General features: G+C 70.7%; 21 protein-coding genes. 19 read left to right on the forward strand and 2 right to left on the reverse strand.

Annotated elements, in window-relative coordinates:
• The first annotated feature begins 38 nt into the window (after positions 1-38).
• The 13 genes from ACFYW5_RS21035 (at position 39) to ACFYW5_RS21095 (ending at position 14,158) form a co-directional block, all read left to right on the forward strand.
• The gene (locus ACFYW5_RS21035; protein ID WP_389418552.1) at positions 39-1,559 is read left to right on the forward strand and encodes a UDP-N-acetylmuramoyl-L-alanyl-D-glutamate--2,6-diaminopimelate ligase; all 1,521 of its coding nucleotides are present in this window, start codon (positions 39-41) and stop codon (positions 1,557-1,559) included.
• A gap of 4 nt (positions 1,560-1,563) precedes the next feature.
• A complete protein-coding gene (gene murF / locus ACFYW5_RS21040) occupies positions 1,564-2,979 on the forward strand; it encodes a UDP-N-acetylmuramoyl-tripeptide--D-alanyl-D-alanine ligase (RefSeq protein ID WP_389418553.1) in 1,416 nt (471 codons plus the stop codon).
• Complete coding sequence (gene mraY, locus ACFYW5_RS21045) at positions 2,976-4,049, forward strand: phospho-N-acetylmuramoyl-pentapeptide-transferase (protein WP_250070374.1); 1,074 nt, start codon at positions 2,976-2,978, stop codon at positions 4,047-4,049. Before murF ends, mraY begins: the two co-directional genes overlap by 4 nt.
• Positions 4,031-5,470, forward strand: a complete 1,440-nt coding sequence (murD, locus tag ACFYW5_RS21050; protein ID WP_389418554.1) for a UDP-N-acetylmuramoyl-L-alanine--D-glutamate ligase — start codon at positions 4,031-4,033, stop codon at positions 5,468-5,470. The genes mraY and murD overlap by 19 nt, the downstream gene beginning before the upstream one ends.
• A gap of 97 nt (positions 5,471-5,567) precedes the next feature.
• Positions 5,568-6,929 (forward strand): putative lipid II flippase FtsW, encoded by a 1,362-nt coding sequence (ftsW, locus tag ACFYW5_RS21055; protein WP_389418555.1) that lies wholly within the window; start codon positions 5,568-5,570, stop codon positions 6,927-6,929.
• 6 nt (positions 6,930-6,935) lie between these two features.
• Positions 6,936-8,027 (forward strand): undecaprenyldiphospho-muramoylpentapeptide beta-N-acetylglucosaminyltransferase, encoded by a 1,092-nt coding sequence (murG, locus tag ACFYW5_RS21060; RefSeq protein WP_250070377.1) that lies wholly within the window; start codon positions 6,936-6,938, stop codon positions 8,025-8,027.
• A 25-nt stretch (positions 8,028-8,052) separates the two neighbouring features.
• Positions 8,053-8,847, forward strand: coding sequence for a cell division protein FtsQ/DivIB (locus tag ACFYW5_RS21065; protein WP_389418556.1), 795 nt, complete (start codon positions 8,053-8,055; stop codon positions 8,845-8,847).
• Between the two features lie 278 nt (positions 8,848-9,125).
• Positions 9,126-10,316, forward strand: coding sequence for a cell division protein FtsZ (gene ftsZ, locus ACFYW5_RS21070; RefSeq protein WP_389418557.1), 1,191 nt, complete (start codon positions 9,126-9,128; stop codon positions 10,314-10,316).
• A complete protein-coding gene (gene pgeF / locus ACFYW5_RS21075) occupies positions 10,313-11,041 on the forward strand; it encodes a peptidoglycan editing factor PgeF (protein WP_389418558.1) in 729 nt (242 codons plus the stop codon). The genes ftsZ and pgeF overlap by 4 nt, the downstream gene beginning before the upstream one ends.
• Before the next feature lie 5 nt (positions 11,042-11,046).
• Positions 11,047-11,766: a YggS family pyridoxal phosphate-dependent enzyme gene (locus ACFYW5_RS21080; RefSeq protein ID WP_389418559.1), complete on the forward strand. Its 720-nt coding sequence runs from the start codon at positions 11,047-11,049 to the stop codon at positions 11,764-11,766.
• Positions 11,767-11,895: 129 nt separating this feature from the next.
• The gene (locus ACFYW5_RS21085; protein ID WP_389418560.1) at positions 11,896-12,537 is read left to right on the forward strand and encodes a cell division protein SepF; all 642 of its coding nucleotides are present in this window, start codon (positions 11,896-11,898) and stop codon (positions 12,535-12,537) included.
• Positions 12,538-12,620: 83 nt separating this feature from the next.
• The gene (locus tag ACFYW5_RS21090) at positions 12,621-12,905 is read left to right on the forward strand and encodes a YggT family protein (protein WP_007448661.1); all 285 of its coding nucleotides are present in this window, start codon (positions 12,621-12,623) and stop codon (positions 12,903-12,905) included.
• 53 nt (positions 12,906-12,958) lie between these two features.
• Positions 12,959-14,158 carry a DivIVA domain-containing protein gene (locus ACFYW5_RS21095; protein ID WP_389418561.1) on the forward strand — a complete coding sequence of 400 codons (1,200 nt, stop codon included), beginning with the start codon at positions 12,959-12,961 and terminating at the stop codon, positions 14,156-14,158.
• 158 nt (positions 14,159-14,316) lie between these two features.
• On the opposite strand, the gene ileS is transcribed toward ACFYW5_RS21095, so the two are convergent.
• On the reverse strand, positions 14,317-17,463 hold the full coding sequence (gene ileS, locus ACFYW5_RS21100) for an isoleucine--tRNA ligase (RefSeq protein WP_389418562.1): 3,147 nt from the start codon (positions 17,461-17,463) through the stop codon (positions 14,317-14,319).
• Positions 17,464-18,058: 595 nt separating this feature from the next.
• On the opposite strand from ileS, the gene ACFYW5_RS21105 reads away from it, so the two are divergent.
• From ACFYW5_RS21105 to ACFYW5_RS21125, 5 genes are all read left to right on the forward strand, one after another.
• Positions 18,059-19,690: a TraR/DksA family transcriptional regulator gene (locus ACFYW5_RS21105; protein WP_389418563.1), complete on the forward strand. Its 1,632-nt coding sequence runs from the start codon at positions 18,059-18,061 to the stop codon at positions 19,688-19,690.
• A 62-nt stretch (positions 19,691-19,752) separates the two neighbouring features.
• Complete coding sequence (lspA, locus tag ACFYW5_RS21110) at positions 19,753-20,352, forward strand: signal peptidase II (RefSeq protein WP_389418564.1); 600 nt, start codon at positions 19,753-19,755, stop codon at positions 20,350-20,352.
• A 43-nt stretch (positions 20,353-20,395) separates the two neighbouring features.
• Positions 20,396-21,340 (forward strand): RluA family pseudouridine synthase, encoded by a 945-nt coding sequence (locus ACFYW5_RS21115; protein WP_389418565.1) that lies wholly within the window; start codon positions 20,396-20,398, stop codon positions 21,338-21,340.
• Complete coding sequence (locus ACFYW5_RS21120) at positions 21,337-21,807, forward strand: GNAT family N-acetyltransferase (RefSeq protein ID WP_389418566.1); 471 nt, start codon at positions 21,337-21,339, stop codon at positions 21,805-21,807. Before ACFYW5_RS21115 ends, ACFYW5_RS21120 begins: the two co-directional genes overlap by 4 nt.
• 88 nt (positions 21,808-21,895) lie before the next feature.
• Positions 21,896-23,482, forward strand: a complete 1,587-nt coding sequence (locus ACFYW5_RS21125) for a Na+/H+ antiporter (RefSeq protein ID WP_389418867.1) — start codon at positions 21,896-21,898, stop codon at positions 23,480-23,482.
• Between the two features lie 18 nt (positions 23,483-23,500).
• Here ACFYW5_RS21125 and ACFYW5_RS21130 read toward each other — a convergent pair whose 3' ends face one another.
• Entirely contained in the window at positions 23,501-24,613 is a 1,113-nt protein-coding gene (locus ACFYW5_RS21130; protein ID WP_389418567.1) for a mechanosensitive ion channel family protein, read from the reverse strand.
• Between the two features lie 95 nt (positions 24,614-24,708).
• Here ACFYW5_RS21130 and ACFYW5_RS21135 point away from each other — a divergent pair, with 95 nt between their 5' ends.
• A complete protein-coding gene (locus ACFYW5_RS21135) occupies positions 24,709-25,281 on the forward strand; it encodes a dienelactone hydrolase family protein (protein WP_389418568.1) in 573 nt (190 codons plus the stop codon).
• The last annotated feature ends 19 nt before the right edge of the window (positions 25,282-25,300 follow it).

Consider the following 25,300-nt stretch of genomic DNA (forward strand, 5'->3'; position numbering starts at 1 on the left):
ACGCTGATCAGTCCCAAATCACCCAGAAGGGCGCACCCGTGACATATCCCGGGCCGCCCAGGCCGGTCCAGGTCTCCGCCGCACCCCTCGCGGAACTCGCCGACCAGCTGGGTGCCGCGCGGCCGGGTCAGGACGCGGAGGTCACGGGCATCACCCATGACTCGCGCGCCGTCCGCCCCGGCGACCTGTACGCCGCTCTGCCGGGCGCCCGGCTGCACGGCGCCGACTTCGTCACCCAGGCCGCGGGCCTCGGCGCGGTCGCCGTCCTCACCGATCCGACCGGCGCCGAACGCGCCGCCGCCACCGGCCTGCCCGTGCTGGTCGTGGACGACCCGCGCGGCCGGATGGGCGAACTGGCGGCCACGATCTACGGCCACCCCGGCCGCGATCTGCTCCAGATCGGCATCACCGGCACCTCCGGCAAGACCACCACCGCCTACCTCGTCGAGGGCGGCCTGAAGACCGCCAGGTCCACCGGCCTGATCGGCACGGTCGAGATGCGCATCGGCGACGAGCGCATCAAGTCCGAGCGCACCACCCCCGAAGCCACCGACCTCCAGGCCCTCTTCGCCGTGATGCGCGAACGCGGTGTCGAGGCGGTTGCCATGGAGGTCTCCAGTCACGCGCTGGTCCTCGGCCGGGTCGACGGCTGCGTCTTCGACATCGCCGTCTTCACCAACCTCAGCCCGGAACACATGGAGTTCCACTCCGACATGGAGGACTACTTCCGGGCCAAGGCGCAGCTGTTCACACCGCGGCGCAGCCGGCTCGGGGTCGTCAACCTCGACGACGAGTACGGCCGCCGGCTCGCCAAGGAAGCCACGGTCCCCGTCGTCACCTTCTCCGCCGAGGGCCACCCCGACGCCGACTGGCGCGCCGAGGACGTCCAGGTCGGGCCGATGGACTCGACGTTCACGGTGATCGGCCCGAAGGGCGAGCGGATCAACGCCCGTTCGCCGCTGGCCGGCCCGTTCAACGTGGCCAACACCCTCGCCTCGATCGCCGCCCTGGCCGTCGCCGGCCTCGACCCGCAGGCCGCCGCCGACGGCATCTCCGCCGTCCCCGGCGTGCCCGGCCGGCTGGAGCGGGTGGACGCGGGCCAGCCCTATCTCGCGGTCGTCGACTACGCCCACAAGACCGACGCGGTCGAATCCGTGCTGCGGGCCCTGCGCAAAGTGACGAGCGGTCGCCTGCACATCGTGCTCGGCTGCGGCGGCGACCGGGACCGGACCAAGCGGGCGCCGATGGGCGCCGCCGCGGCCCGCCTCGCCGACACCGCCGTACTGACTTCTGACAACCCCCGCTCCGAGGACCCCCTCGCGATCCTCGCGACCATGCTGCAGGGTGCGGCGTCCGTGCCCTCCCACCAGCGCGGCGAGGTCCAGGTGTTCGAGGACCGGGCCGCCGCCATCGCCGCCGCCGTCGCCCGGGCCCGGCCCGGGGACACCGTGCTGATCGCGGGCAAGGGCCACGAGCAGGGCCAGGACATCGCCGGGGTGGTGCGTCCCTTCGACGACCGCCAGGTGCTTCGCGAAGCTATCCAGCAGACCCAGGGATGAACTTGTGATCGCCCTCTCTCTCGCCGAGATCGCAGAAGTCGTCGGCGGGCAGACGTACGACATACCGGATCCGTCGGTACTGGTCACCGGACCGGTCGTCCGGGACTCCCGTGAGGTGGAGCCCGGCAGCCTCTTCGTCGCCTTCGTCGGCGAGCGGGTCGACGGCCACGACTTCGCGGCCCAGGTCGTCGAGGCGGGCGCGGCGGCCGTGCTGGCCTCCCGGCCCGTCGGCGTGCCCGCGATCGTCGTGGACGACGTCCAGAGCGCCCTCGGCGCCCTCGCCCGGCACGTCGTACGACGGCTCGGCGCCACCCTCGTGGCCCTCACCGGGTCCGCGGGCAAGACCAGCACCAAGGACCTGATCGCCCAGGTGCTCCGGCGCAAGGCGCCCACGGTGTTCACGCCCGGCTCGCTCAACAACGAGATCGGGCTGCCGCTGACCGCCCTGTCCGCCACCGAGGAAACCCGCTTCCTGGTCCTGGAGATGGGCGCCCGGGGCATCGGCCACATCCGCTACCTCGCCCAGCTGACGCCCCCGAAGATCGGCCTCGTGCTCAACGTCGGCAGCGCCCACATCGGCGAGTTCGGCGGCCGCGAGCAGATCGCCGTGGCCAAGGGCGAACTGGTGGAGGCACTGCCGCCGGCGGCGGACGGCGGCACCGCGATCCTCAACGCGGACGACCCCTTGGTACGGGCCATGGCCTCCCGTACGCAGGCGAAGGTGCTCCTTTTCGGAGAGTGCGACGAAGCGGACGTACGCGCCGAGAACGTGCGAGTCACGGACAGCGGACAGCCCGCCTTCCTGCTTCGCACACCCTCCGGTGCAAGCGAAGTGACCATGCGCCTGTACGGTGAGCACCACGTGTCGAACGCGCTCGCCGCGGCCGCCGTCGCCCACGAGCTGGGCATGTCCGCGGAAGAGATCGCCACCGCGCTCTCCGAGGCGGGCTCCCTCTCCCGCTGGCGGATGGAGGTCACCGAGCGCCCGGACGGCGTGACGATCGTCAACGACGCCTACAACGCGAACCCCGAGTCCATGCGAGCCGCCCTGCGCGCGCTCGCGGCGATGGGCAAGGGGCGTCGTACGTGGGCGGTGCTCGGCAAGATGGCCGAGCTCGGGGACGAGGCGCTCGCCGAGCACGACGCGGTCGGACGGCTCGCCGTCCGGCTCAACGTCAGCAAGCTCGTCGCGGTCGGGGGCAGGGAAGCGTCCTGGCTGCAACTGGGCGCATATAACGAGGGTTCGTGGGGTGAGGAGTCGGTGCACGTGTCCGACGCACAGGCGGCGGTCGACCTGTTGCGCAGCGAGTTGCGCCCAGGGGACGTCGTACTCGTGAAGGCGTCCCGGTCGGTCGGCCTCGAGAGCGTGGCGCAGGCGCTCGCCGAGACCGGTGCCGAGGGTGAGGTTTCCGCCCGATGATGAAGCAGATCCTGTTCGCAGGAGTCATTGGCCTCTTCCTGACGCTGATCGGCACCCCGCTGCTGATCAAACTCCTCGCCCGCAAGGGCTACGGCCAGTACATCCGGGACGACGGCCCGCGCACGCACGGCAGCAAGCGCGGTACGCCGACCATGGGCGGTATCGCCTTCATCCTGGCGACGGTCGCGGCGTACTTCCTGTCGAAGCTCATCACGGGCAAGCCGCCGACCTACTCCGGCGTGCTGGTGCTCGGCCTGATGGTCGGCATGGGTCTGGTCGGCTTCCTGGACGACTACATCAAGATCGTCAAGCGGCGGTCGCTGGGTCTGCGGGCCAAGGCGAAGATGGCCGGGCAGCTGCTCGGCGGTATCGCCTTCGCGGTGCTCTCGCTGCAGTTCGCCGACGCCCGCGGCAACACCCCGGCCTCCACGAAGCTTTCGTTCATCACGGACTTCGGCTGGACGATCGGTCCGGTGCTGTTCGTGGTGTGGGCGCTGTTCATGATCCTCGCGATGTCGAACGGCGTGAACCTCACCGACGGTCTGGACGGACTGGCCACCGGCGCCTCCGTGCTGGTCTTCGGCGCCTACACGTTCATCGGTGTCTGGCAGTACCAGGAGTCCTGCGCCAACGCGAACACGCTCACCAACCCCGGCGCCTGTTACGAGGTCCGCGACCCGCTCGACCTCGCCGTGGTCTCCGCCGCGCTGATGGGCGCCTGCCTGGGCTTCCTGTGGTGGAACACCTCGCCGGCCAAGATCTTCATGGGGGACACCGGTTCGCTGGCGCTCGGCGGTGTGCTCGCCGGTCTCGCCATCTGCTCCCGCACCGAGCTGCTGCTCGCCATCCTCGGCGGCCTGTTCGTGCTGATCACCATGTCGGTGGTCATCCAGGTCGGCTCCTTCCGGCTCACCGGCAAGCGGGTCTTCCGGATGGCGCCACTCCAGCACCACTTCGAGCTCAAGGGCTGGTCCGAGGTGCTCGTGGTGGTCCGTTTCTGGATCATCCAGGGCATCTGTGTGATCGTCGGCCTGGGTCTCTTCTACGCGGGATGGGCAGCAGAAAAGTGACCTCCTCGGAGTCCTTCGACTGGCAGGGCAAGCACGTCACCGTCGCCGGGCTCGGCGTCTCCGGCATCCCGGCGGCCAAGGTGCTGCACGGTCTGGGCGCGCGGGTCACCGTCGTCAACGACGGCGACGACGCACGCGCGCGTGAACAGGCCGCGGAACTGGCCGCGCTGGGCGTCACGGTCCGCCTCGGCGACGGCGCGACCCTGCCCGAGGGCACCGAACTCATCGTCACCGCCCCCGGCTGGAAGCCGGACAAGCCGCTGTTCGCGGCGGCCGCCGCGGCGGGCGTCCCGGTGTGGGGCGACGTCGAACTCGCCTGGCGGCTGCGCGGCCCCGACGCCGCGCCCTGGCTCGCGGTCACCGGCACCAACGGCAAGACCACGACGGTCCAGATGCTCGCCTCGATCCTGACGGCGGCCGGCCTGCGCACGGCCGCCGTCGGCAACATCGGCGTCTCCCTGCTGGACGCGGTGCTCGGCGACGAGGAGTACGACGTCCTCGCCGTGGAGCTGTCCAGCTACCAGCTCCACTGGGCGCCCTCCCTGCGCGCCCACTCGGCCGCCGTGCTGAACCTCGCCCCGGACCACCTCGACTGGCACGGCTCCATGGAGGCGTACGCCGCCGACAAGGGGCGCATCTACGAGGGCAATCGCGTCGCCTGTGTCTACAACGCCGCCGACAAGGCGACCGAGGACCTGGTGCGCGAGGCGGACGTGGAGGAGGGCTGCCGGGCCATCGGCTTCACCCTCGGCACCCCGGGCCCGTCCCAACTCGGCGTCGTCGAAGGCATCCTGGTCGACCGCGCCTTCGTGGAGGACCGGCAGAAGAACGCCCAGGAGCTCGCCGAGGTCTCCGACGTCACCCCGCCGGCCCCGCACAACATCGCCAACGCCCTTGCGGCGGCGGCCCTCGCGCGCGCCTTCGGCGTGCCCGCCAAGGCCGTACGCGACGGCCTGCGGGCCTTCACCCCGGACGCCCACCGCATCGCGCACGTGGCGGACGTGGACGGCGTCGCGTACATCGACGACTCCAAGGCCACCAACACCCACGCCGCGGAAGCCTCGTTGGCGGCGTACGAGTCGATCGTGTGGATCGCGGGCGGCCTCGCGAAGGGCGCCACCTTCGACGAGCTGGTCACCAAGTCGGCGAAGCGGCTCCGCGGGGTCGTCCTGATCGGCGCCGACCGGGCGCTGATCCGCGAAGCCCTCGCGCGACACGCCCCGGAAGTCCCGGTCGTGGACCTCGACCGGACCGACACTGGGGCGATGCTCGCGGCTGTCCAGGAGGCCCGGCGGCTCGCGACCGCGGGCGACACGGTGCTGCTGGCCCCGGCCTGCGCCTCGATGGACATGTTCGCCAACTACAACAAGCGCGGTGACGCGTTCGCGGAGGCCGTCCGCGAACTCGGAGCCGACGCCTGACGGCGGGGTCTCGGCAACCTAGGGTGCTTCGGGACCCTTGGAGGGACGGTGACTCGGATGTGGCTCGGGTTCGGTGGGTGCGGGCGAGGAGCCGGTGATGTCCAGTAGCCGTACGGGCCGTCCGCCGGCCCAGCGAGCCGTCCGGGGCCCCGCCGCTCCCCGGCTCCCGCGCGAGAACCCCTTCCTGCGGCTCTCCACGCGTGCCAGGAAGGCCTGGGACCGGCCGCTGACGGCGTACTACCTGATCCTCGGCGGCAGTCTGCTGATCACCGTGCTGGGTCTGGTGATGGTCTACTCGGCCTCCCAGATCAAGGCGCTCCAGATGTCGCTGCCCGGCTCGTACTTCTTCCGCAAGCAGCTGCTGGCCGCGCTCATCGGCGCCGGGCTGCTGTTCGCGGCCTCCCGGATGCCGGTCAAGCTGCACCGGGCGCTGGCCTACCCGATCATCGCGGGCGCCGTGTTCCTGATGGCCCTGGTGCAGGTGCCGGGGATAGGAGTCTCGGTCAACGGCAACCAGAACTGGATCTCCGTCGGCGGCCCCTTCCTGCTCCAGCCCAGCGAGTTCGGCAAGCTCGCCCTGGTGCTGTGGGGCGCCGATCTGCTGGCCCGCAAACAGGACAAGAAGCTGCTGACCCAGTGGAAGCACATGCTGGTGCCGCTGGTCCCGGTCGCCTTCATGCTGCTCGGTCTGATCATGCTCGGCGGCGACATGGGTACGGCGATCATCCTGACGGCGATCCTGTTCGGGCTGCTGTGGCTGGCCGGAGCGCCCACCCGGCTGTTCGTGGGGGTGCTGTCGATCGCCGGTCTGCTGGGCCTGATCCTCATCAAGACCAGCCCCAACCGGATGGCCCGCCTGCAGTGCATCGGCGCCACCGACCCGGGACCGGGGGACAGCTGCTGGCAGGCGGTGCACGGCATCTACGCGCTCGCGTCCGGCGGGATCTTCGGATCCGGGCTCGGTGCGAGTGTGGAGAAATGGGGTCAACTCCCCGAAGCCCACACCGACTTCATCTTCGCCGTCACCGGTGAGGAACTGGGCCTGGCGGGGACGCTGTCGGTGCTCGCCCTCTTCGCGGCTCTAGGCTATGCGGGTATCCGCGTGGCCGGACGCACGGAGGACCCCTTCGTCAGGTATGCCGCGGGAGGCGTGACCACCTGGATCACCGCTCAGGCGGTGATCAACATCGGTGCGGTGCTCGGTCTGCTGCCGATCGCCGGTGTCCCTCTCCCGCTGTTCTCCTACGGAGGATCCGCCCTGCTGCCGACCATGTTCGCCATCGGGCTGCTGATCGCCTTCGCACGCGACGAGCCCGCTGCGCGGGCGGCGCTTTCGATGCGGCAACCCCGCTTTGGTAGAAAGCGGGGTGCCGGGGGCTCGGCTGCGATCAGGGAGCCCCGGAGATGGAACACGATGCGACGGCGCGCCTCGGCGGCGCGTTCGTCCGGAGAGCGGTGAATTTCGGTGCATGTCGTACTCGCCGGCGGAGGAACCGCGGGCCACATCGAGCCCGCGCTCGCCCTCGCGGACGCCCTGCGCAGGCAGGACCCGACCGTGGGGATCACGGCCCTGGGCACGGAGCGGGGTCTGGAGACCCAGCTCGTCCCGCAGCGCGGTTACGAGCTGGCGCTGATCCCGGCCGTACCGCTGCCGCGCAAGCCGACCCCCGAGCTGATCACCGTCCCGGGCCGGCTGCGCGGCACGATCAAGGCCGCCGAGCAGATCCTGGAGCGCACCAAGGCGGACTGCGTCGTCGGCTTCGGCGGCTATGTCGCGCTGCCCGGCTATCTGGCCGCCAAGCGGCTCGGGGTGCCGATCGTCATCCACGAGGCGAACGCCCGGCCGGGCCTGGCCAACAAGATCGGCTCGCGGTACGCCGCCCAGGTCGCCGTCTCCACCCCGGACAGCAAGCTGCGCGGCGCCCGCTACATCGGCATCCCGCTGCGCCGCTCCATCGCCACCCTGGACCGGGCCGCGGTACGCCCCGAGGCCCGCGCCGCCTTCGGGCTCGACCCGAACCTGCCGACCCTGCTGGTCACCGGCGGCTCCCAGGGCGCCCGGCGGCTGAACGAGGTCGTCCAGCAGGTCGCGCCCTGGCTGCAGCAGGCCGGGATCCAGATCCTGCACGCGGTCGGCCCGAAGAACGAACTGCCGCAGGTGCACCAGATGCCGGGAATGCCCCCGTACATCCCGGTAAGTTACCTGGACCGGATGGACCTCGCGTACGCGGCGGCCGACATGATGCTCTGCCGCGCGGGCGCGATGACCGTCGCCGAACTCTCCGCCGTCGGGCTCCCGGCCGCCTATGTCCCGCTGCCCATCGGCAACGGCGAACAGCGGCTGAACGCCCAGCCGGTGGTCAAGGCCGGCGGCGGCCTGCTGGTCGACGACGCGGAACTCACGCCCGAGTGGGTGCAGCACAACGTGCTGCCCGTGCTCGCCGACCCGCACCGGCTGTACGAGATGTCCCGCGCCGCCGGTGAGTTCGGCCGCCGGGACGCCGACGACCTGCTCGTCGGCATGGTGTACGAGGCGATCGCCTCGCACCGACGCTAGGACCGTATGACGGAGGGCAGGAAGCGTGGCCGGATCGACGACCGCCGAACGCGGGGAACGTCAGCAGGAGTCGTCCGGCCCGCCTCCCGCCCGGCGGGTGCGGCCCCATCGGCTTCGTACGATCATCGTCCTGGCCGTCGCGCTCGTGCTGTTCGGGGCGGGCGGCGCCTGGGTGTTGTACGGGTCGAGCTGGCTGCGCGTGGAGCGGGTGAGCGTGTCGGGGACCCGGGTGCTGACGCCCGCGCAGGTGCGCGAGGCCGCCGACGTCCCGGCCGGATCGCCGTTGGCCTCCGTCGACACCGACGCCATCGAGGCCCGGCTGAAGCGGAAACTGCCGCGCATCGACACGGTCGACGTGGGCCGTTCCTGGCCGCATGGAATCGGGCTGGAAGTGACCGAGCGGACCCCGGTTCTGATTGTGCGAAAGGGCAAGAACTTCATCGAAGTGGACAAGAAAGGTGTCCGCTTCGCCACAGTTTCTGAAGCCCCGAAAGACGTTCCCGCACTGGAATTGGCGCTCTCCCCGTCCAGTTCCTCCGCGGCCAGCCTGCGCCGCTTCGGGGAGGGCCGGCTCGTGCACGAGGCGGTGCGGGTCGCCGGCGCCGTTCCGGCCACCGTCGCGCGGGACACCCGGACCCTCAAGGTCCGTTCCTACGACGACATCTCGCTGGAGTTGGCCGACGGACGGACCGTCGACTGGGGCAGCGCCGAGAAGGGCGGGGCGAAGGCTCGCACACTCCTGGCTCTGATGAAAGCCTCGCCGGATGCGCGGCACTTCGATGTGGGGGTTCCCACCGCCCCTGCGTCATCAGGGAGTTGACGCACATCAGCGCAGGCCAGCACCCTGGTTGGGCACTGCTACGGCTGATCACATAGGGTGAAAAGAAAAACGGGAGGTTCGGCGTGTTCGTTGAACGGGCGCCACTTGTCGACTTAGTGTCCTGTTCAGAAGTCTTCAAGGAACGGACACACTGGTAACCCTAAACTTCAACGTTAGGGTTCGGGTCGGCGATACGGACCGTCCCATTCGGCATCAGTCGTCGGATCGCGGGCAACCGCGAAGCGGCGACACGTAACTCGAGGCGAGAGGCCTTCGACGTGGCAGCACCGCAGAACTACCTCGCAGTCATCAAAGTCATCGGTGTCGGCGGCGGTGGTGTCAATGCCATCAACCGGATGATCGAGGTCGGTCTCAAGGGCGTCGAGTTCATCGCCATCAACACTGACGCACAGGCGCTGTTGATGAGCGACGCCGACGTCAAGCTCGACGTCGGCCGTGAACTCACCCGCGGACTCGGCGCCGGAGCCAACCCGGCCGTCGGCCGCAAGGCCGCCGAGGACCACCGCGAGGAGATCGAGGAGGTCCTCAAGGGGGCCGACATGGTCTTCGTGACGGCCGGTGAAGGCGGCGGCACCGGCACCGGCGGCGCGCCCGTCGTGGCCAACATCGCCCGCTCGCTCGGCGCCCTCACCATCGGCGTGGTCACGCGCCCGTTCACCTTCGAGGGACGGCGCCGCGCGAACCAGGCCGAGGACGGCATCGCCGAGCTCCGCGAAGAGGTCGACACCCTCATCGTCATCCCGAACGACCGGCTGCTGTCCATCTCGGACCGCCAGGTCTCGGTGCTCGACGCCTTCAAGTCGGCCGACCAGGTCCTGCTCTCCGGTGTCCAGGGCATCACCGACCTCATCACCACGCCCGGTCTGATCAACCTCGACTTCGCCGACGTCAAGTCGGTCATGTCCGAGGCCGGTTCGGCCCTCATGGGCATCGGCTCGGCCCGCGGCGACGACCGCGCGGTGGCCGCGGCCGAGATGGCGATCTCCTCGCCGCTGCTGGAGGCGTCCATCGACGGCGCCCGGGGCGTGCTGCTCTCCATCTCCGGCGGTTCCGACCTCGGTCTGTTCGAGATCAACGAGGCCGCCCAGCTGGTCAGCGAGGCCGCCCACCCCGAGGCCAACATCATCTTCGGCGCGGTGATCGACGACGCCCTCGGCGACGAGGTCCGGGTCACCGTGATCGCGGCCGGCTTCGACGGCGGCCAGCCGCCCTCCAAGCGGGACACCGTCCTCGGCTCGTCCTCGGCCAAGCGCGAGGAGCCCACTCCGGTACGGCAGACCGAGAGCCGTCCGTCCTTCGGCTCGCTCGGCAGCGTCACGCCGAAGGAGGAGCCGGCGCCCGCTCCCGAGCCGGCCGCCGACCTCCCGGCCGCCCCGCCGGTCCCGCCGTCCCGGTCCTACTCGGACAGCGCGGCCGAGGAGCTGGATGTGCCGGACTTCCTGAAGTGATAGGACAGCGCGACACCGTGAGCGGCGCGCGCTTCGCCTTCACCGACAGGTGGGGCGGGGTGAGCGCCGTTCCGTACGAGGAGCTCAATCTCGGCGGGGCGGTCGGCGACGACCCCGGCGCCGTACGGACCAATCGCGAGCTGGCGGCCAAGTCGCTCGGACTCGACGCGGGCCGGGTCGTCTGGATGAACCAGGTGCACGGCAACGACGTCGTGGTGGTCGACCGGCCCTGGGAGGACCGGCCCGTGGCGGAGGTCGACGCGATCGTCACCGCCGAGCGGGGTCTGGCCCTCGCCGTTCTCACCGCCGACTGCACCCCGGTGCTGCTCGCCGACCCCGTCGCCAAGGTGGTCGCGGCGGCCCACGCCGGCCGGCCCGGCATGGTCGCCGGAGTCGTCCCCGCCGCGCTGCGCGCGATGACGGAACTGGGCGCCGAGCCGTCCCGGATCGTCGCCCGCACCGGGCCCGCCGTCTGCGGCCGGTGCTACGAGGTGCCGGAGGAGATGCGCGCCGAGGTCGCCGCCGTCGAACCGGCGGCGCACGCCGAGACGAGCTGGGGTACGCCCGCGGTCGATGTGACCGCCGGGGTGCACGCGCAGCTCGAACGGCTCGGGGTGCGCGACCGGGAGCGGTCGCCGGTGTGCACGCGTGAGTCGGGCGACCACTTCTCGTACCGCCGCGACCGGACCACGGGCCGGCTCGCGGGCTATGTCTGGCTGGACTGATGGGCATGACGGAACGCAGGGACGAACTCGCCGGGAATCTGGCGAAGGTGGAGGAGCGCATCGCCGCGGCGTGCGTGGCCGCCGGGCGCAAGCGCGAGGAGGTGACCCTGATCGTGGTCACCAAGACCTACCCCGCGAGCGATGTGCGGATCCTGTCGCAGCTCGGTGTGCGCCATGTCGCCGAGAACAAGGACCAGGACGCGGCACCGAAGGCCGCCGAATGCTCGGAACTGCCGCTTACTTGGCATTTCGTGGGGCAGTTGCAGACCAACAAGGTGCGATCGGTGGTCGGTTACACGGATCTCGTGCAGTCCGTCGACCGTTCCAAGCTGGTGACGGCCCTCTCGAAGGAGGCGGTACGGGCGGAGCGCGAGGTGGGCTGTCTCATCCAGGTCGCGCTCGACGCCGGTGAGCGTGAGCGGGGGGAGCGGGGCGGGGTGGCGCCGGGCGGCATCGCGGAGTTGGCCGACCTGATCGCCGGGGCGCCGGGGCTGCGGGTCGACGGACTGATGACGGTCGCACCCTTGACCGGGGAGTACGCGGGACGTGAACGGGCGGCGTTCGAGCGGTTGATGGATTTGTCGACCGACCTGCGCCGAGCTCATCCGGCTGCGAACATGGTCTCGGCAGGTATGAGTGCGGACCTCGAACAGGCCGTGGCGGCCGGAGCGACACATGTGCGCGTCGGTACCGCGGTACTCGGAGTCCGCCCGAGGCTCGGGTAACGTCGCCAGGAAGTCGGACCACAGCAGAAAATATGGTCATTACCGCTGAACAGCGGGCGGAACGACCTCGTGGATCGCGGGCACTTGGCAGTCGTCAGCCGATCCACCACAGAGCGGAGGACTCAGAGAATGGCCAGCGCGATGCGCAAGATGGCGGTCTACCTCGGCCTCGTGGAGGACGATGGGTACGACGGCCGCGGTTTTGATCCCGACGACGACTTCGAACCCGAACTCGACCCTGAGCCCGAGCGGGACCACCGACGGCACGAGCCGTCGCACCAGTCGCACGGTTCACATCAGTCCCAAAGGGACGAATCGGTACGAGTGGTGCAGCCGTCCGTGCAGCGCGAACCGGTGTCCCACGCCGCTTCGCTGGGCGCGGAATCCGGGCGCCCCGCGCGTATCGCGCCCGTGGCATCCATCACACAAGAACGCCAGAGCCTGGAGAAGAACGCGCCGGTGATCATGCCCAAGGTCGTGTCGGAACGAGAGCCGTACCGGATCACCACGCTTCACCCGCGGACCTACAACGAGGCCCGTACCATCGGGGAACACTTCCGTGAGGGCACCCCGGTGATCATGAATCTGACTGAGATGGATGACACAGACGCGAAGCGACTTGTCGACTTTGCGGCCGGTTTGGTGTTTGGTCTTCACGGCAGCATCGAGCGGGTGACGCAGAAGGTGTTCCTGTTGTCGCCTGCTAACGTCGATGTCACGGCGGAGGACAAGGCCCGTATCGCAGAGGGCGGGTTCTTCAACCAGAGCTGAGACGCACAACCGGATCAGCAGTACAGAGCAACACAACGCAGTACCGCAGCAGCACGGAACATGGGGAGAGGGAAGCAAGGGTCATGAGCGTGGTCCTGGATGTCGTCTATATCGCGCTGATGTGCTTCCTCATCGTGCTGATCTTCCGGTTGGTCATGGACTATGTCTTCCAGTTCGCCCGCTCGTGGCAACCCGGCAAGGCGATGGTGGTCGTTCTGGAGGCCACCTACACTGTCACTGATCCACCGCTCAAGCTTCTGCGGCGGTTCATTCCGCCGCTGCGTCTCGGGGGCGTGGCGCTCGACCTGTCCTTCTTCGTACTGATGATCATCGTCTACATCCTGATCTCGATCGTGAGCCGGCTGTGAGCGATGTGAACTACCGTCTTGCCGAATGCCGACGACTACGTTGAGGTGAAGAGATGCCGTTGACCCCCGAGGACGTGCGGAACAAGCAGTTCACGACCGTCCGCCTCCGAGAAGGCTATGACGAGGACGAGGTCGATGCCTTCCTCGACGAGGTCGAAGCCGAACTGACCCGCCTGCTCCGCGAGAACGAGGACCTGCGCGCCAAGCTGGCCGCGGCCACGCGCGCTGCTGCCCAGAACCAGCAGAACATGCGCAAGCCCCCGGAGCCGCAGGACCAGCAGCAGGGTATGCCCCAGCAAGGTGGCATGCAGCAGCAGGGCGGTATGCAGCAGCAGGGTGGCATGCAGCAGCAGGGTATGCCCCAGCAGGGCGGTATGCCGCAGCAGGGCATGCGCGGCCCGGGCGCCCCGGTGCCGGCCGGCATATCGGGCCCGCCGCAGCAGCAGATGGGCGGCCCCATGGGCGGCCCGCCCCAGCTGCCGAGCGGTGCCCCGCAGCTGCCCGCCGGTCCCGGCGGACAGGGTGGCCCGCAGGGTCCCGGTCCGATGGGTCAGGGTCCCGGTCCCATGGGCCAGCCCTCGATGCAGCAGCACATGGGCGGTCCGATGGGCGGCCCCATGGGCGGTCCGATGGGCGGCCCCGGTCAGGGCCCCGGCGGCGACAGCGCCGCCCGTGTCCTCTCGCTGGCCCAGCAGACCGCCGACCAGGCGATCGCCGAGGCCCGTTCCGAGGCCAACAAGATCGTCGGCGAGGCGCGTTCGCGTGCCGAGGGTCTCGAGCGTGACGCCCGTGCCAAGGCCGACGCCCTGGAGCGGGACGCGCAGGAGAAGCACCGCGTCGCGATGGGCTCCCTGGAGTCCGCTCGCGCCACGCTGGAGCGCAAGGTCGAGGACCTGCGCGGCTTCGAGCGCGAGTACCGCACCCGGCTGAAGTCCTACCTGGAGTCGCAGCTGCGTCAGCTGGAGACCCAGGCCGACGACTCGCTGGCCCCGCCGCGCACCCCGGCCACCGCCTCGCTGCCGCCGTCCCCGGCGCCGTCGATGGCTCCCGCCGGTGCGAGCGCCCCGTCCTATGGCGGCAACCAGGGCATGGGCGGCGGCCCCGGCCAGGCCGGCCCGTCCTACGGCAGCCAGCAGCAGATGTCGCCCGCGATGACCCAGCCGATGGCTCCGGTCCGTCCGCAGGGCCCGTCCCCGATGGGTCAGGCTCCCTCGCCGATGCGCGGGTTCCTGATCGACGAGGACGACAACTGACGGCCAGTAGTACGCCTCAGGCGTCGGCAGCGTTCAAAGGGGCGAGCCCCGGACTCCGGTCCGGGGCTCGCCCCTTTTACTCGCGTTGACGGCTGAGGCGGTGAGGTGCACAGAAGGGCCCGGCCTCCGCTCGGGAGACAGGGCCCTTCTCGTGCCGGTTACGCCTTGCGCAGGCGGAACGTCAGGGACAGCCCCTCGTCGGTGAAGGGGGAGCCGTAGCCGGCGTCCGCCTCGCCCTGGGCGAAGTCCGTCGACAGGACCTCGTCGGCGATGAGGTCCGCGTGCTCCGACAGGGCCGCGACCGTCGCCGGGTCCGTCGCCGTCCAGCGCAGGGCGATCCGGTCGGCCACGTCGAGGCCGCTGTTCTTGCGGGCCTCCTGGATCAGGCGGATCGCGTCACGGGCCAGTCCCGCGCGGCGCAACTCCTCGGTGATCTCCAGGTCCAGGGCGACCGTCGCGCCCGAGTCGGACGCCACCGACCAGCCCTCGCGCGGGGTTTCGGTGATGATCACCTCGTCCGGGGCGAGGGTGATCGTCTCACCGTCGACCTCGACCGACGCCGTGCCCTCGCGCAGGGCCAGGGAGAGCGCGGCCGCGTCGGCGTTCGCGACGGCCTTCGCCACGTCCTGGACGCGCTTGCCGAACCGCTTGCCCAGGGCCCGGAAGTTGGCCTTCGCGGTCGTGTCCACCAGGCTGCCGCCGACCTCGGAGAGGGACGCCAGCGACTCGACGTTCAGCTCCTCGGTGATCTGGGCGTGCAGCTCGGGGCTGAGGGCGCCGAAGCCGGTCGCCGCGATCAGCGCGCGCCGCAGCGGCTGACGCGTCTTGACCCCCGACTCCGCGCGTGTGGCACGGCCCAGCTCCACGAGCCGGCGGACCAGGACCATCTGCTTCGACAGCTCCGGGTCGATGGCGGACAGGTCCGCCTCCGGCCAGGAGGCGAGGTGGACCGACTCGGGCGCGCCCGGGGTGACCGGGACGATCAGGTCCTGCCAGACCCGCTCGGTGATGAACGGGGTCAGCGGGGCCATCAGCTTGGTGACCGTCTCGACGACCTCGTGCAGGGTGCGCAGCGCGGCCTTGTCGCCCTGCCAGAAGCGGCGCCGCGAGCGGCGGACGTACCAGTTCGACAGGTCGTCGACGAACGCCGAGAGCAGCTTGCCGGCCCGCTGGGTGTCGTACGCCTCCAGGGACTGGGTCACCTGGTCGGTGAGAGCGTGCAGTTCGGACAGCAGCCAGCGGTCCAGGACCGGGCGGTCGGCGGGGGCCGGGTCCGCCTCGGAGGGCGCCCAGTTCGACGTACGGGCGTACAGGGCCTGGAAGGCGACCGTGTTCCAGTACGTGAGGAGGGTCTTGCGGACGACCTCCTGGATCGTGCCGTGGCCCACGCGGCGGGCCGCCCACGGGGAGCCGCCGGCCGCCATGAACCAGCGCACCGCGTCGGCGCCGTGCTGGTCCATCAGCGGGATCGGCTGGAGGATGTTGCCCAGGTGCTTGGACATCTTGCGGCCGTCCTCGGCGAGGATGTGGCCGAGGCAGACCACGTTCTCGTAGGAGGACTTGTCGAAGACGAGGGTGCCGACCGCCATCAGCGTGTAGAACCAGCCGCGGGTCTGGTCGATGGCCTCGCTGATGAACTGCGCCGGGTAGCGGGACTCGAACAGGTCCTTGTTCTTGTACGGGTAGCCCCACTGCGCGAACGGCATCGAACCCGAGTCGTACCAGGCGTCGATGACCTCCGGCACGCGCGTGGCCGTCTTGGCGCACTGCGGGCAGTCGAAGGTGACGTCGTCGATGTACGGGCGGTGCGGGTCGAGGGCCGACTGGTCGGTGCCGGTCAGCTCGGTGAGTTCCGCGCGGGAGCCGACGACCGTGAGGTGGTCGTCCTCGCAGCGCCAGATCGGCAGCGGGGTGCCCCAGTAGCGGTTGCGGGACAGCGCCCAGTCGATGTTGTTGTTCAGCCAGTCGCCGAAGCGGCCGTGCTTGACCGTGTCCGGGAACCAGTTGGTGTTCTCGTTCTCCTGGAGGAGACGGTCCTTCACCGCCGTGGTGCGGATGTACCAGGAGGGCTGCGCGTAGTAGAGGAGCGCGGTGTGGCAGCGCCAGCAGTGCGGGTAGCTGTGCTCGTACGGGATGTGCCGGAAGAGGAGGCCGCGCTGCTGCAGGTCCTCGGTGAGCTTTTCGTCCGCCTTCTTGAAGAAGACGCCGCCGACCAGGGGGACGTCCTCCTCGAAGGTGCCGTCCGGGCGGACGGGGTTGACCACGGGCAGACCGTAGGAGCGGCAGACCTTGAGGTCGTCCTCACCGAACGCGGGGGACTGGTGGACCAGACCCGTGCCGTCCTCGGTGGTGACGTAGTCGGCGTTGACCACGTAATGGGTTCCGCCGTCGGTCTCCGGGAACTCGATCAGCTCGAAGGGGCGTTGGTAGGTCCAGCGCTCCATCTCGGCGCCGGTGAAGGACTGGCCGGTGGTCTCCCAGCCCTCGCCGAGGGCCTTGGCGACGAGCGGCTCGGCGACGACGAGCTGCTCCTCGCCGTTGGTCGCGACGACGTAGGTGACCTCGGGGTGGGCGGCGACCGCGGTGTTGGAGACGAGGGTCCAGGGCGTCGTCGTCCAGACCAGGAGCGCGGCCCGGCCGGCCAGCGGACCGGAGGTGAGCGGGAAACGGACGTACACGGACGGGTCGACGACCGTCTCGTAGCCCTGCGCCAGTTCGTGGTCGGACAGGCCGGTGCCGCAGCGCGGGCACCAGGGCGCGACCCGGTGGTCCTGGACCAGCAGGCCCTTGTTGAAGATCTCCTTCAGCGACCACCAGACGGACTCGATGTACTCGGGGTCCATCGTGACGTAGGCCTCTTCGAGGTCGACCCAGTAGCCCATGCGGGTCGTCAGCTCGGCGAAGGCGTCGGTGTGGCGCAGCACGGAGTCACGGCACTTGGCGTTGAACTCGGCGATGCCGTACGCCTCGATGTCCTTCTTGCCGCTGAAGCCGAGCTCCTTCTCGACCGCCAGCTCCACCGGGAGGCCGTGGCAGTCCCAGCCGGCCTTGCGGGCCACGTGGTAGCCGCGCATGGTGCGGAAGCGGGGGAAGACGTCCTTGAAGACGCGGGCCTCGATGTGGTGGGCGCCGGGCATGCCGTTGGCGGTGGGCGGGCCCTCGTAGAACACCCACTCGGGGCGGCCCTCGGACTGCTCCAGGCTCTTGGCGAAGATCTTCTGCTCGCGCCAGAAGTCGAGCACCGCGTGTTCGAGCGCGGGCAGGTCGACCTGGGCGGGCACCTGGCGGTACGTCGGCTGTGTCATCAGCGGGCTTCCTCCGGCGGACTTGCTGCCTTCCGTCCGGAGGGACGAGAGCTACGTCTGTCGTTGCGCCGTCTTCGGCGCGCTCCCGCGGTACCACCCTCCTTGGCCCGCCGACGGCTGGTGTGCCTCGGTGAGCCCCCTCATTGGGGTCGCGATGCCGGGTCTACTGGCCCTTGCGGGGCGTTCTTCCGGCGGCTCCGGGGTGATCTTCACGTCGCGCTCGCCCCCGGGCTTCCACCGTCCCCGGGTCGCTCTGGGCTGCGTACGCCGCTACTCGTCCCCATCCACGCTTCTCGCTGCGCCCAGTGTACGGCGCCGCGGGGACAGCGGCCGACCGGTTTTCCGGCGTCCCGGGGTGGGGGCCGGGGGTGGCCTGCGGTGACCCGAATGGCGCGGTGCGCGGGTTCGGGTTCCGGGGCGGCCGGCCCGGCGGATTACCCGGCGGGGAGCTGGGCAGTACGCATGCAGGTCGGCCGCGCGGCATCCGCGAGGCGGGCGAATCGGGCGGTGTGCCCCATTGCCGCGGGACTCAAGTCGATTTATCGTCCCAGCACGATTCGCGTGCAAGATCACAATATGTGAAGGGGCCGCGGCCATGGTGGCGAAGAAGACCGCCGTACAGCAGTCGGCGTCCGGCAGGGCCACGGGTGCCTCCGGCGGTGCGGCCAAGGATGTGAGCGGGAAGAAGAGCACGCGGGGGGCGTCCGCCGGGCGGTCGGGGGAGGCTCTCAAGCGGGTGAGGACGGGGCGGGGGGATGGCACCGACGAGGGCGCGGCCGGGGCGGGGAAGAAGGCCGCGAAGAAGGTTGCGACGGGGAAGAAGGCCGTGAAGAGGGCCGTGGCGGGGAAGACGGCCGTGAAGAAGGTTGCGGCGGGGAAGAAGGCCGTGAAGAAGGCCGTGGCTACGAAGAGCGCGGCCAAGAAGAGTGCCGCCAAGGAGAACGCCGCCGGGAAGACCGCCGCCAAGAGGGCGATGGCTTCGCGGGCGGCACCGGGGAAGCAGGCGGACGAGGAGGGGGCGGCGGAGAGACCGGCGGCGCGGAAGGCGGCGCTGAAGGAGACGGCCGGGAAGAAGACGGCGGCCAAGAAGGTGGCGGCGAAGAACGTGGCCACCAAGAAGGCTGTAGCGAAGAAGGCTGCGGCCGAGATGGCCGGGGCTGAGGGGGGCGGGGCCGAGAAGACCGTGGCTGAGGGGATCGGGGCCGATGAGGCACCGGCAAAGAGGGCTGTGGCTGAGGAGACCCCGGTCAAGGAGGCGTCCGCCAAGAAGGTGGCGGTGAAGAAGACGGTCGTCAAGAAGGCCGTAGCGCAGAAGACCGCGGCCGAGGGGGCCGGGGCCGAGGAGGCGTCGGCCATGGGGGTCGTGGCTGGGGAGACCCGGGTCAAGGAGGCGTCGGCCGAGAAGGTGGCGGTGAGGAAGACGGTCGCCAAGAAGGCCGTAGCGACGGAGACCGCGGCCGAGGAGGCCGTGGCTGAAGGGATCGGGGCTGAGGAAGCACCGGCCAAGAAAGCCTCGGCCAAGAAGGCGTCGGTCAAGAAGGTGCCGGGCGGCGAGGGCGTCGCTGGGGGTGAGGAGGGGTTGGTTGGGGAGAGGGAGGGTGCGGGGCTGAACGTGGATGGTCCGGCCGGCGTGCGGGAGGCCGGTGGGGGGAAGGTCGCAGGTCACGAGCGTGCCGTAGGCCGCTCGAAGAAGAGTACGGCCAAGAAGGCGGGCGCGGCCGAGGCCGCGGAGCAGACGGGAGCCACGACAGTGGTTGCGAAGAAGACTCCTGGCACGGCCACGGCGGCCACGACCGCCGTTCCCAAGGCGCGGGTCGCCGCGGCGGAGCCCGGCGAGCTCGCGGTGCGCCCCGGTGAGGACCCCTGGACCCCCGAGGAGGTCGAGGAGGCGCGCACCGAGCTGCTGTCCGAGGGGGAGCGGCTCAGGAACGAGCTCACCGCCTCCGAGCAGGCGCTCGCCGGGCTGATGCGGGACTCGGGGGACGGCGCCGGCGACGACCAGGCCGACACCGGCACGAAGAACATCACGCGGGAGCAGCAGCTGGCGCTCGCCGCCAACGCGCGGGAGATGCTCACCCAGACCGAGCGCGCCCTGGAGCGGCTGGACTCGGGCACCTACGGTCTGTGCGAGAACTGCGGCAAGGCGATCGGCAAGGCCCGTATGCAGGCCTTCCCGCGCGCGACGCTGTGCGTGGAGTGCAAGCAGAAGCAGGAACGCCGGTACTGAGGGCCCGGTCGGGCGTGCCGTACCCTCGTCCTCAGTCAGGTACCTAAGGTTGAGGGACTCACGTGGCAGAGGCGGAGCGCATCATCGGTACGCCGGAATCCCCGGACGGGGCTGAGGCCGAGCCGGAGCAGTCATCCGGTGCTCAGGGGCAGGACGGCGGCGCAGCGCGGTCCCGGGGCAAGCGGCGGATCGCCGTGCTGTTCGCGGTGGCCTCGTTCGCGTACGCCCTCGACCTGATCAGCAAGATGATCGTGGTGGCGAAGCTGGAGCACCACGAGCCCGTCGAGATCATCGGGGACTGGCTGAGGTTCGAGGCGATCCGCAACGCCGGTGCGGCCTTCGGCTTCGGCGAGGCCTTCACCGTGATCTTCACGGTGATCGCGGCGGCCGTGATCGTGGTGATCGCCCGGCTCGCCCGCAAGCTCTACAGCCTGCCCTGGGCCATCGCGCTGGGCCTGCTGCTGGGCGGGGCGCTGGGCAATCTCACCGACCGGATCTTCCGTTCGCCGGGTGTCTTCGAGGGCGCGGTCGTGGACTTCATCGCGCCCAAGCACTTCGCCGTGTTCAACCTCGCGGACTCGGCGATCGTGTGCGGCGGCATCCTGATCGTGCTGCTGTCCTTCAAGGGCCTCGACCCGGACGGCACCGTCCACAAGGACTGAGCGCGCGGTCGGGACTGTCTCACCCGTCCGGCATACTCGACGGGTGAGCACGATTCCCGAGATCCGTACCCTGCCCGTGCCGGACGGCCTGGAGGGCGAGCGCGTCGACGCCGCCATCTCCCGCATGTTCGGCTTCTCCCGTACCAAGGCCGCGGAGCTCGCCGCGGCGGGCAAGGTGCTCGTCGACGGCACGGTGGTCGGCAAGTCCGAGCGCGTGAGCGGCGGCGCCTGGCTGGAGGTCGAGATGCCGCAGGCGCCCGCGCCGGTGCAGGTGGTGGCCGAGCCGGTCGAGGGCATGGAGATCGTGCACGACGACGATGACGTGGTCGTGATCGTCAAGCCGGTGGGCGTCGCCGCGCACCCGTCACCGGGCTGGACCGGGCCGACCGTGATCGGCGGTCTCGCCGCCGCCGGGTACCGGATCTCGACGTCCGGCGCCGCCGAGCGGCAGGGCATCGTGCACCGGCTCGACGTCGGCACGTCGGGCCTGATGGTCGTCGCCAAGTCCGAGTACGCGTACACCTCGCTCAAGCGCCAGTTCAAGGAGCGCACGGTCGACAAGCGCTACCACACGCTGGTCCAGGGCCACCCCGACCCGACCAGCGGCACCATCGACGCGCCCATCGGCCGGCACCCCAACCACGACTACAAGTGGGCGGTCACGGCCGACGGCAAGGCGTCCGTCACGCACTACGACCTCATCGAGGCGTTCCGCGCGGCCTCCCTGCTCGATGTGAAGCTGGAGACCGGCCGCACCCACCAGATCCGCGTCCACATGGCCGCCCACCGGCACCCCTGCGTCGGCGACCTCACCTACGGCGCCGACCCGACCCTCGCCAAGCGCCTGGGGCTGACCCGGCAGTGGCTGCACGCCGTCCGGCTCGGCTTCGAGCACCCCGGGGACGGGCAGTGGGCGGAGTTCTCCTGCGAGTACCCCGACGACCTTCAGCAGGCATTGGACAAGGTGCGCGAGGAGACCTACGCATGACCCCCGAGCCCTACGTCGTGCGGGTCGCCTCCGAGGCCGCCGACCGTGAGGCGTGCTTCGCGGTGCGCCGGGAGGTCTTCGTCGGCGAGCAAGGGGTGCCCGAGGAGGTGGAGTACGACGCCTACGACGCCGTAGCGGTGCATGTGCTGGCCGTGCGGGCGGACGGGCTGCCGCTCGGGGCCGGACGCCTGCTGTACGGCGAGGCCGCCGCGGCGAAGGTCGGCGACGACCTGTCCGTGGGCTCGCTCGGACGGCTCGCGGTGACCAAGGCGGCGCGCGGGCTGGGCGTCGGTGCGGCGCTGGTGCGGGGCATCGAGGACGCGGCACGCGCGCGGGGGCTCCGGGCGGTGGACCTGCACGCGCAGACCCAGGCGCTGGGGTTCTACGAGCGGCTGGGGTACGAGGCGTACGGGCCCGAGTTCGCCGACGCGGGGATCGCGCACCGGGCGATGCGGCGCGCGGTGTAGGTCACCGGCCCGAAGGCGCTGGTGGGGGCGGGGGCGTGGCAGGCTGGGGGTCTGCCCTGTGGACACCGACCTCGCCGGAGCGCTGACCGTGGATCAGTTGGCCCTGTTGTTCGTGCTGCTGCTCGGGGCCGTGGTGAGTGTCCCGGTGGGGGAGCGGCTGGGCCTGCCGGCGCCGGTGCTGATGACCCTGCTCGGGATCGTGCTGGCGCTGCTGGAGTTCGTGCCCAATGTCGAGGTGCCGCCCGACCTGATCCTGCCGTTGCTGCTGCCGCCGCTGCTGTATGCCGCGGTGCGGCGGACCTCCTGGCGGCAGTTCGCCGCCAATGTGCGGCCGATCTTCCTGCTGGCCGTGGCGCTGGTGTTCGTGACGACCGTGTGCGTGGCCGCCGTGGCCGGCGCGATCATTCCCGGGCTGCCCGTCGCCGCCGCCGTCGCGCTCGGCGCGCTGGTCGCGCCGCCCGATCCCGTCGCCGCCACCGCGGTGGCGAGCCGGCTCGGGCTGCCGCGCCGGCTGGTGTCCATCCTGGAGGGCGAAGGGCTCTTCAACGACGTCACCGCGATCGTGCTCTACCACGTGGCCATCGCGGCCGTCGTCAGCGGCACGTTCTCGTTCTGGGAGGCCGGGCTCGACCTGGTGCTCTCCGCCGTGGTCGCGCTGATCGTCGGGCTCGTCCTGGGCTGGGGCGCGAACCGGCTGCTGGACCTCCTCGGGGACGCGACCCTGCAGATCGGACTGTCGCTGCTGGTGCCGTACGCCGCCTACGTGATGGCGGAGGAACTGCACGGGTCCGGGGTGCTGGCCGTGCTCACCGCCGCGCTGTTCCTCGCCGAGTACGCCACCGACGCGGACGACGTGATGACCCGGCTCGCGGGGCACACCTTCTGGGACGTCGTCGACACCCTCGTCACGGGCGTGGCCTTCGGGCTGATCGGCCTCGAACTGCACAACGCCCTGCGCACGGCCTCCGGGCGCTGGGGCGAGCTGCTGGGGTGGGCGGGGGCCGTCGTGGCCGTGGTCGTCCTGGTACGGCTGCTGTGGCTGCTGCCGGCCACCTGGCTGACGAAACGGCTGCACGCCCGGCGGGACCACGACGAGGACATCCCGACGAGCTGGCGGGAGACCGTGGTCATGTGGTGGTCGGGGATGCGGGGAGTGGCGTCGGTGGCGCTGGCGCTGGCGATCCCGCTGAAGGTGGAGGACGGGTCCGCGTTTCCCCACCGGGACGAGATCGTGTTCATCGCGTTCGGGGTGATCATGGGCACCCTGGTGCTGCAGGGGCTGACCCTGCCGTGGCTGGTGCGGCGGCTCGGGGTGCGGGCGGACACGGCACGCGAGAAGGAGTTCGAGAAGGCGCTGGCCGTGCGGGCGGCGAAGGCGGCGAAGCGCAGGCTCCGGGAGATCGAGTCGGTGGAGGAACTGCCGGAGGAACTGTCCGAGCAGATGCTGCGGCGGGCCTACGACATCGGCGTGCGGATCAGTCCGGACATGGGCGAGGAGGAACGGCGGGAGGCCCACGAGCAGCGGGTGCGGCGCCTGAAGCGGGTGCGCCGGATCCAGGGGGAGATGCTGAGCGCCGCCAGGCACGAGGTGCTGGCGGCGCGGAGCGAGCCGGGGGCGGATCCCGAGGTGGTGGACCGGGTGCTGCGGCATCTGGATGTACGCAGCCTGCGCTGACCCGCCCCCGGCGGTGCCTCAGCGGCCCGTCCGGGGCGGTTCGTGGACACGCCGGGCCCGGTGACCGTCCGTCGAGCGGGTCGGGAAGGGCAGGCCCGGCGGGAGTGCGGCGTCCGCCGTGTTGACCCGCGGGAGGGCGTGCGGGTAGGCCGTGGTCAGCCACTTGATCATCTGTTCGCGGACCGTGACCCGTACCGTCCAGATGTCGTCCGCGTCCTTCGCCGTCACCAGCGCCCGCACCTGGATGGTGCTCGGGGTGCTGTCCGTCACCGTCAGGTCGCAGGCCCGTCCGTCCCACGCGGGGCACGCGCGCAGGATGTCGCGGAGCTTCTCGCGCATCAGCTCCACCGGCGCCGAGTGGTCCAGGTGCCAGTAGACGATGCCGGTCATCTGGGCGCCGCCCCGGGACCAGTTCTCGAAGGGCTTGGAGGTGAAGTAGGAGACGGGCATCGTGATGCGGCGCTCGTCCCAGGTGCGGACGGTGAGGAAGGTCAGGGTGATCTCGTCGACCGTGCCCCACTCGTCGTCCACCACCACCGTGTCCCCGATGCGCACCATGTCACCGAAGGCGATCTGGAACCCGGCGAACATGTTGCTCAGCGTCGACTGGGCGGCCACGCCCGCGACGATGCCGAGGATGCCCGCCGAGGCCAGCAGGGAGGCGCCGGCCGCGCGCATCGCGGGGAAGGTCAGGAGCATCGCGGCCACCGCGACCACGCCGACGATCGCCGCCACCACGCGTGTGATGAGCGTCACCTGGGTCCGGACCCGCCGGACCCGGGCCGCATCGCGGTGCACGCGGGCGTACCGGGTGTACGTCGTCTCGACGATCGCCGCCGCGATCCGGATCACCAGCCACGCCGCCGAGCCGATCAGCACCAGCGCCAGCACCCGGCCGATCCCGGTCCGGTGCTCCTGGAGCACCTGCGCCGAGTCGAAGGCCCCTCTCAGCAGTGCCGTGCACAGCACCAGCTGGTAGGGGATGCGACCCCGGCGCAGCAGGCCCCACAGGGGCGTCTCGGGGTGCCGGTGGTCGGCCTTGCACAGCAGCCGGTCGGTGGCCCACCCGATGAGCAGGGTGAGCAGGACCGAGCCGCCGATGACGATCAGTGGGCGGAGTACGTTCTCCATGCCTTCGAACGTAACCGGATCACAGGGGTGCTGAACCTGCGGTCCGGTGAGACGCCGCACACTGCGCTGTCGTACCCGGCTGGCACCATGGCCTCATGAACATCATGCTCTTTCACTCGACGTTCGGTCCGCGCCCCGCGGTGGGCCGGGCCGCGCACCGGCTGCGCGAGGCCGGGCACGAGGTGTGGACGCCGGACCTCTTCGGGGGCCGTACGTTCGATGCGGTGGAGGAGGCCATGGCGTTCCAGGACGAGATCGGCAAGGACGAACTGCTCAAGCGGGCCGTGCTGGCGGCCGCCCCCTATTCCGAGCGGGGCCTGGTCTACGCCGGGTTCTCGCTCGGCGCCTCCATCGCGCAGACCCTCGCCCTCGGCGACGACAAGGCGCGCGGCCTGCTGCTCCTGCACGGCACTTCCGACATCGCGGCGAATGCCTCGGTGGACGAGCTGCCGGTGCAGCTGCATGTCGCCGAGCCGGACCCGTTCGAGACCGACGACTGGCTGAGCGCCTGGTACCTCCAGATGGGCAGAGCCGGCGCCGACGTGGAGATCTACCGGTACGCCGGGGCCGGTCACCTCTACACCGATTCCGACCTGCCGGACTACGACGCCGAGGCCGCCGAGGCCACCTGGCGGGTGGCGCTCGGCTTCCTCGAGGGCCTTCAGTAGGATCGCCGGCCGCCCAGTC

Source organism: Streptomyces sp. NPDC002779 (assembly GCF_042888685.1).
In the GTDB taxonomy this organism is placed as follows: Bacteria; Actinomycetota; Actinomycetes; order Streptomycetales; family Streptomycetaceae; genus Streptomyces.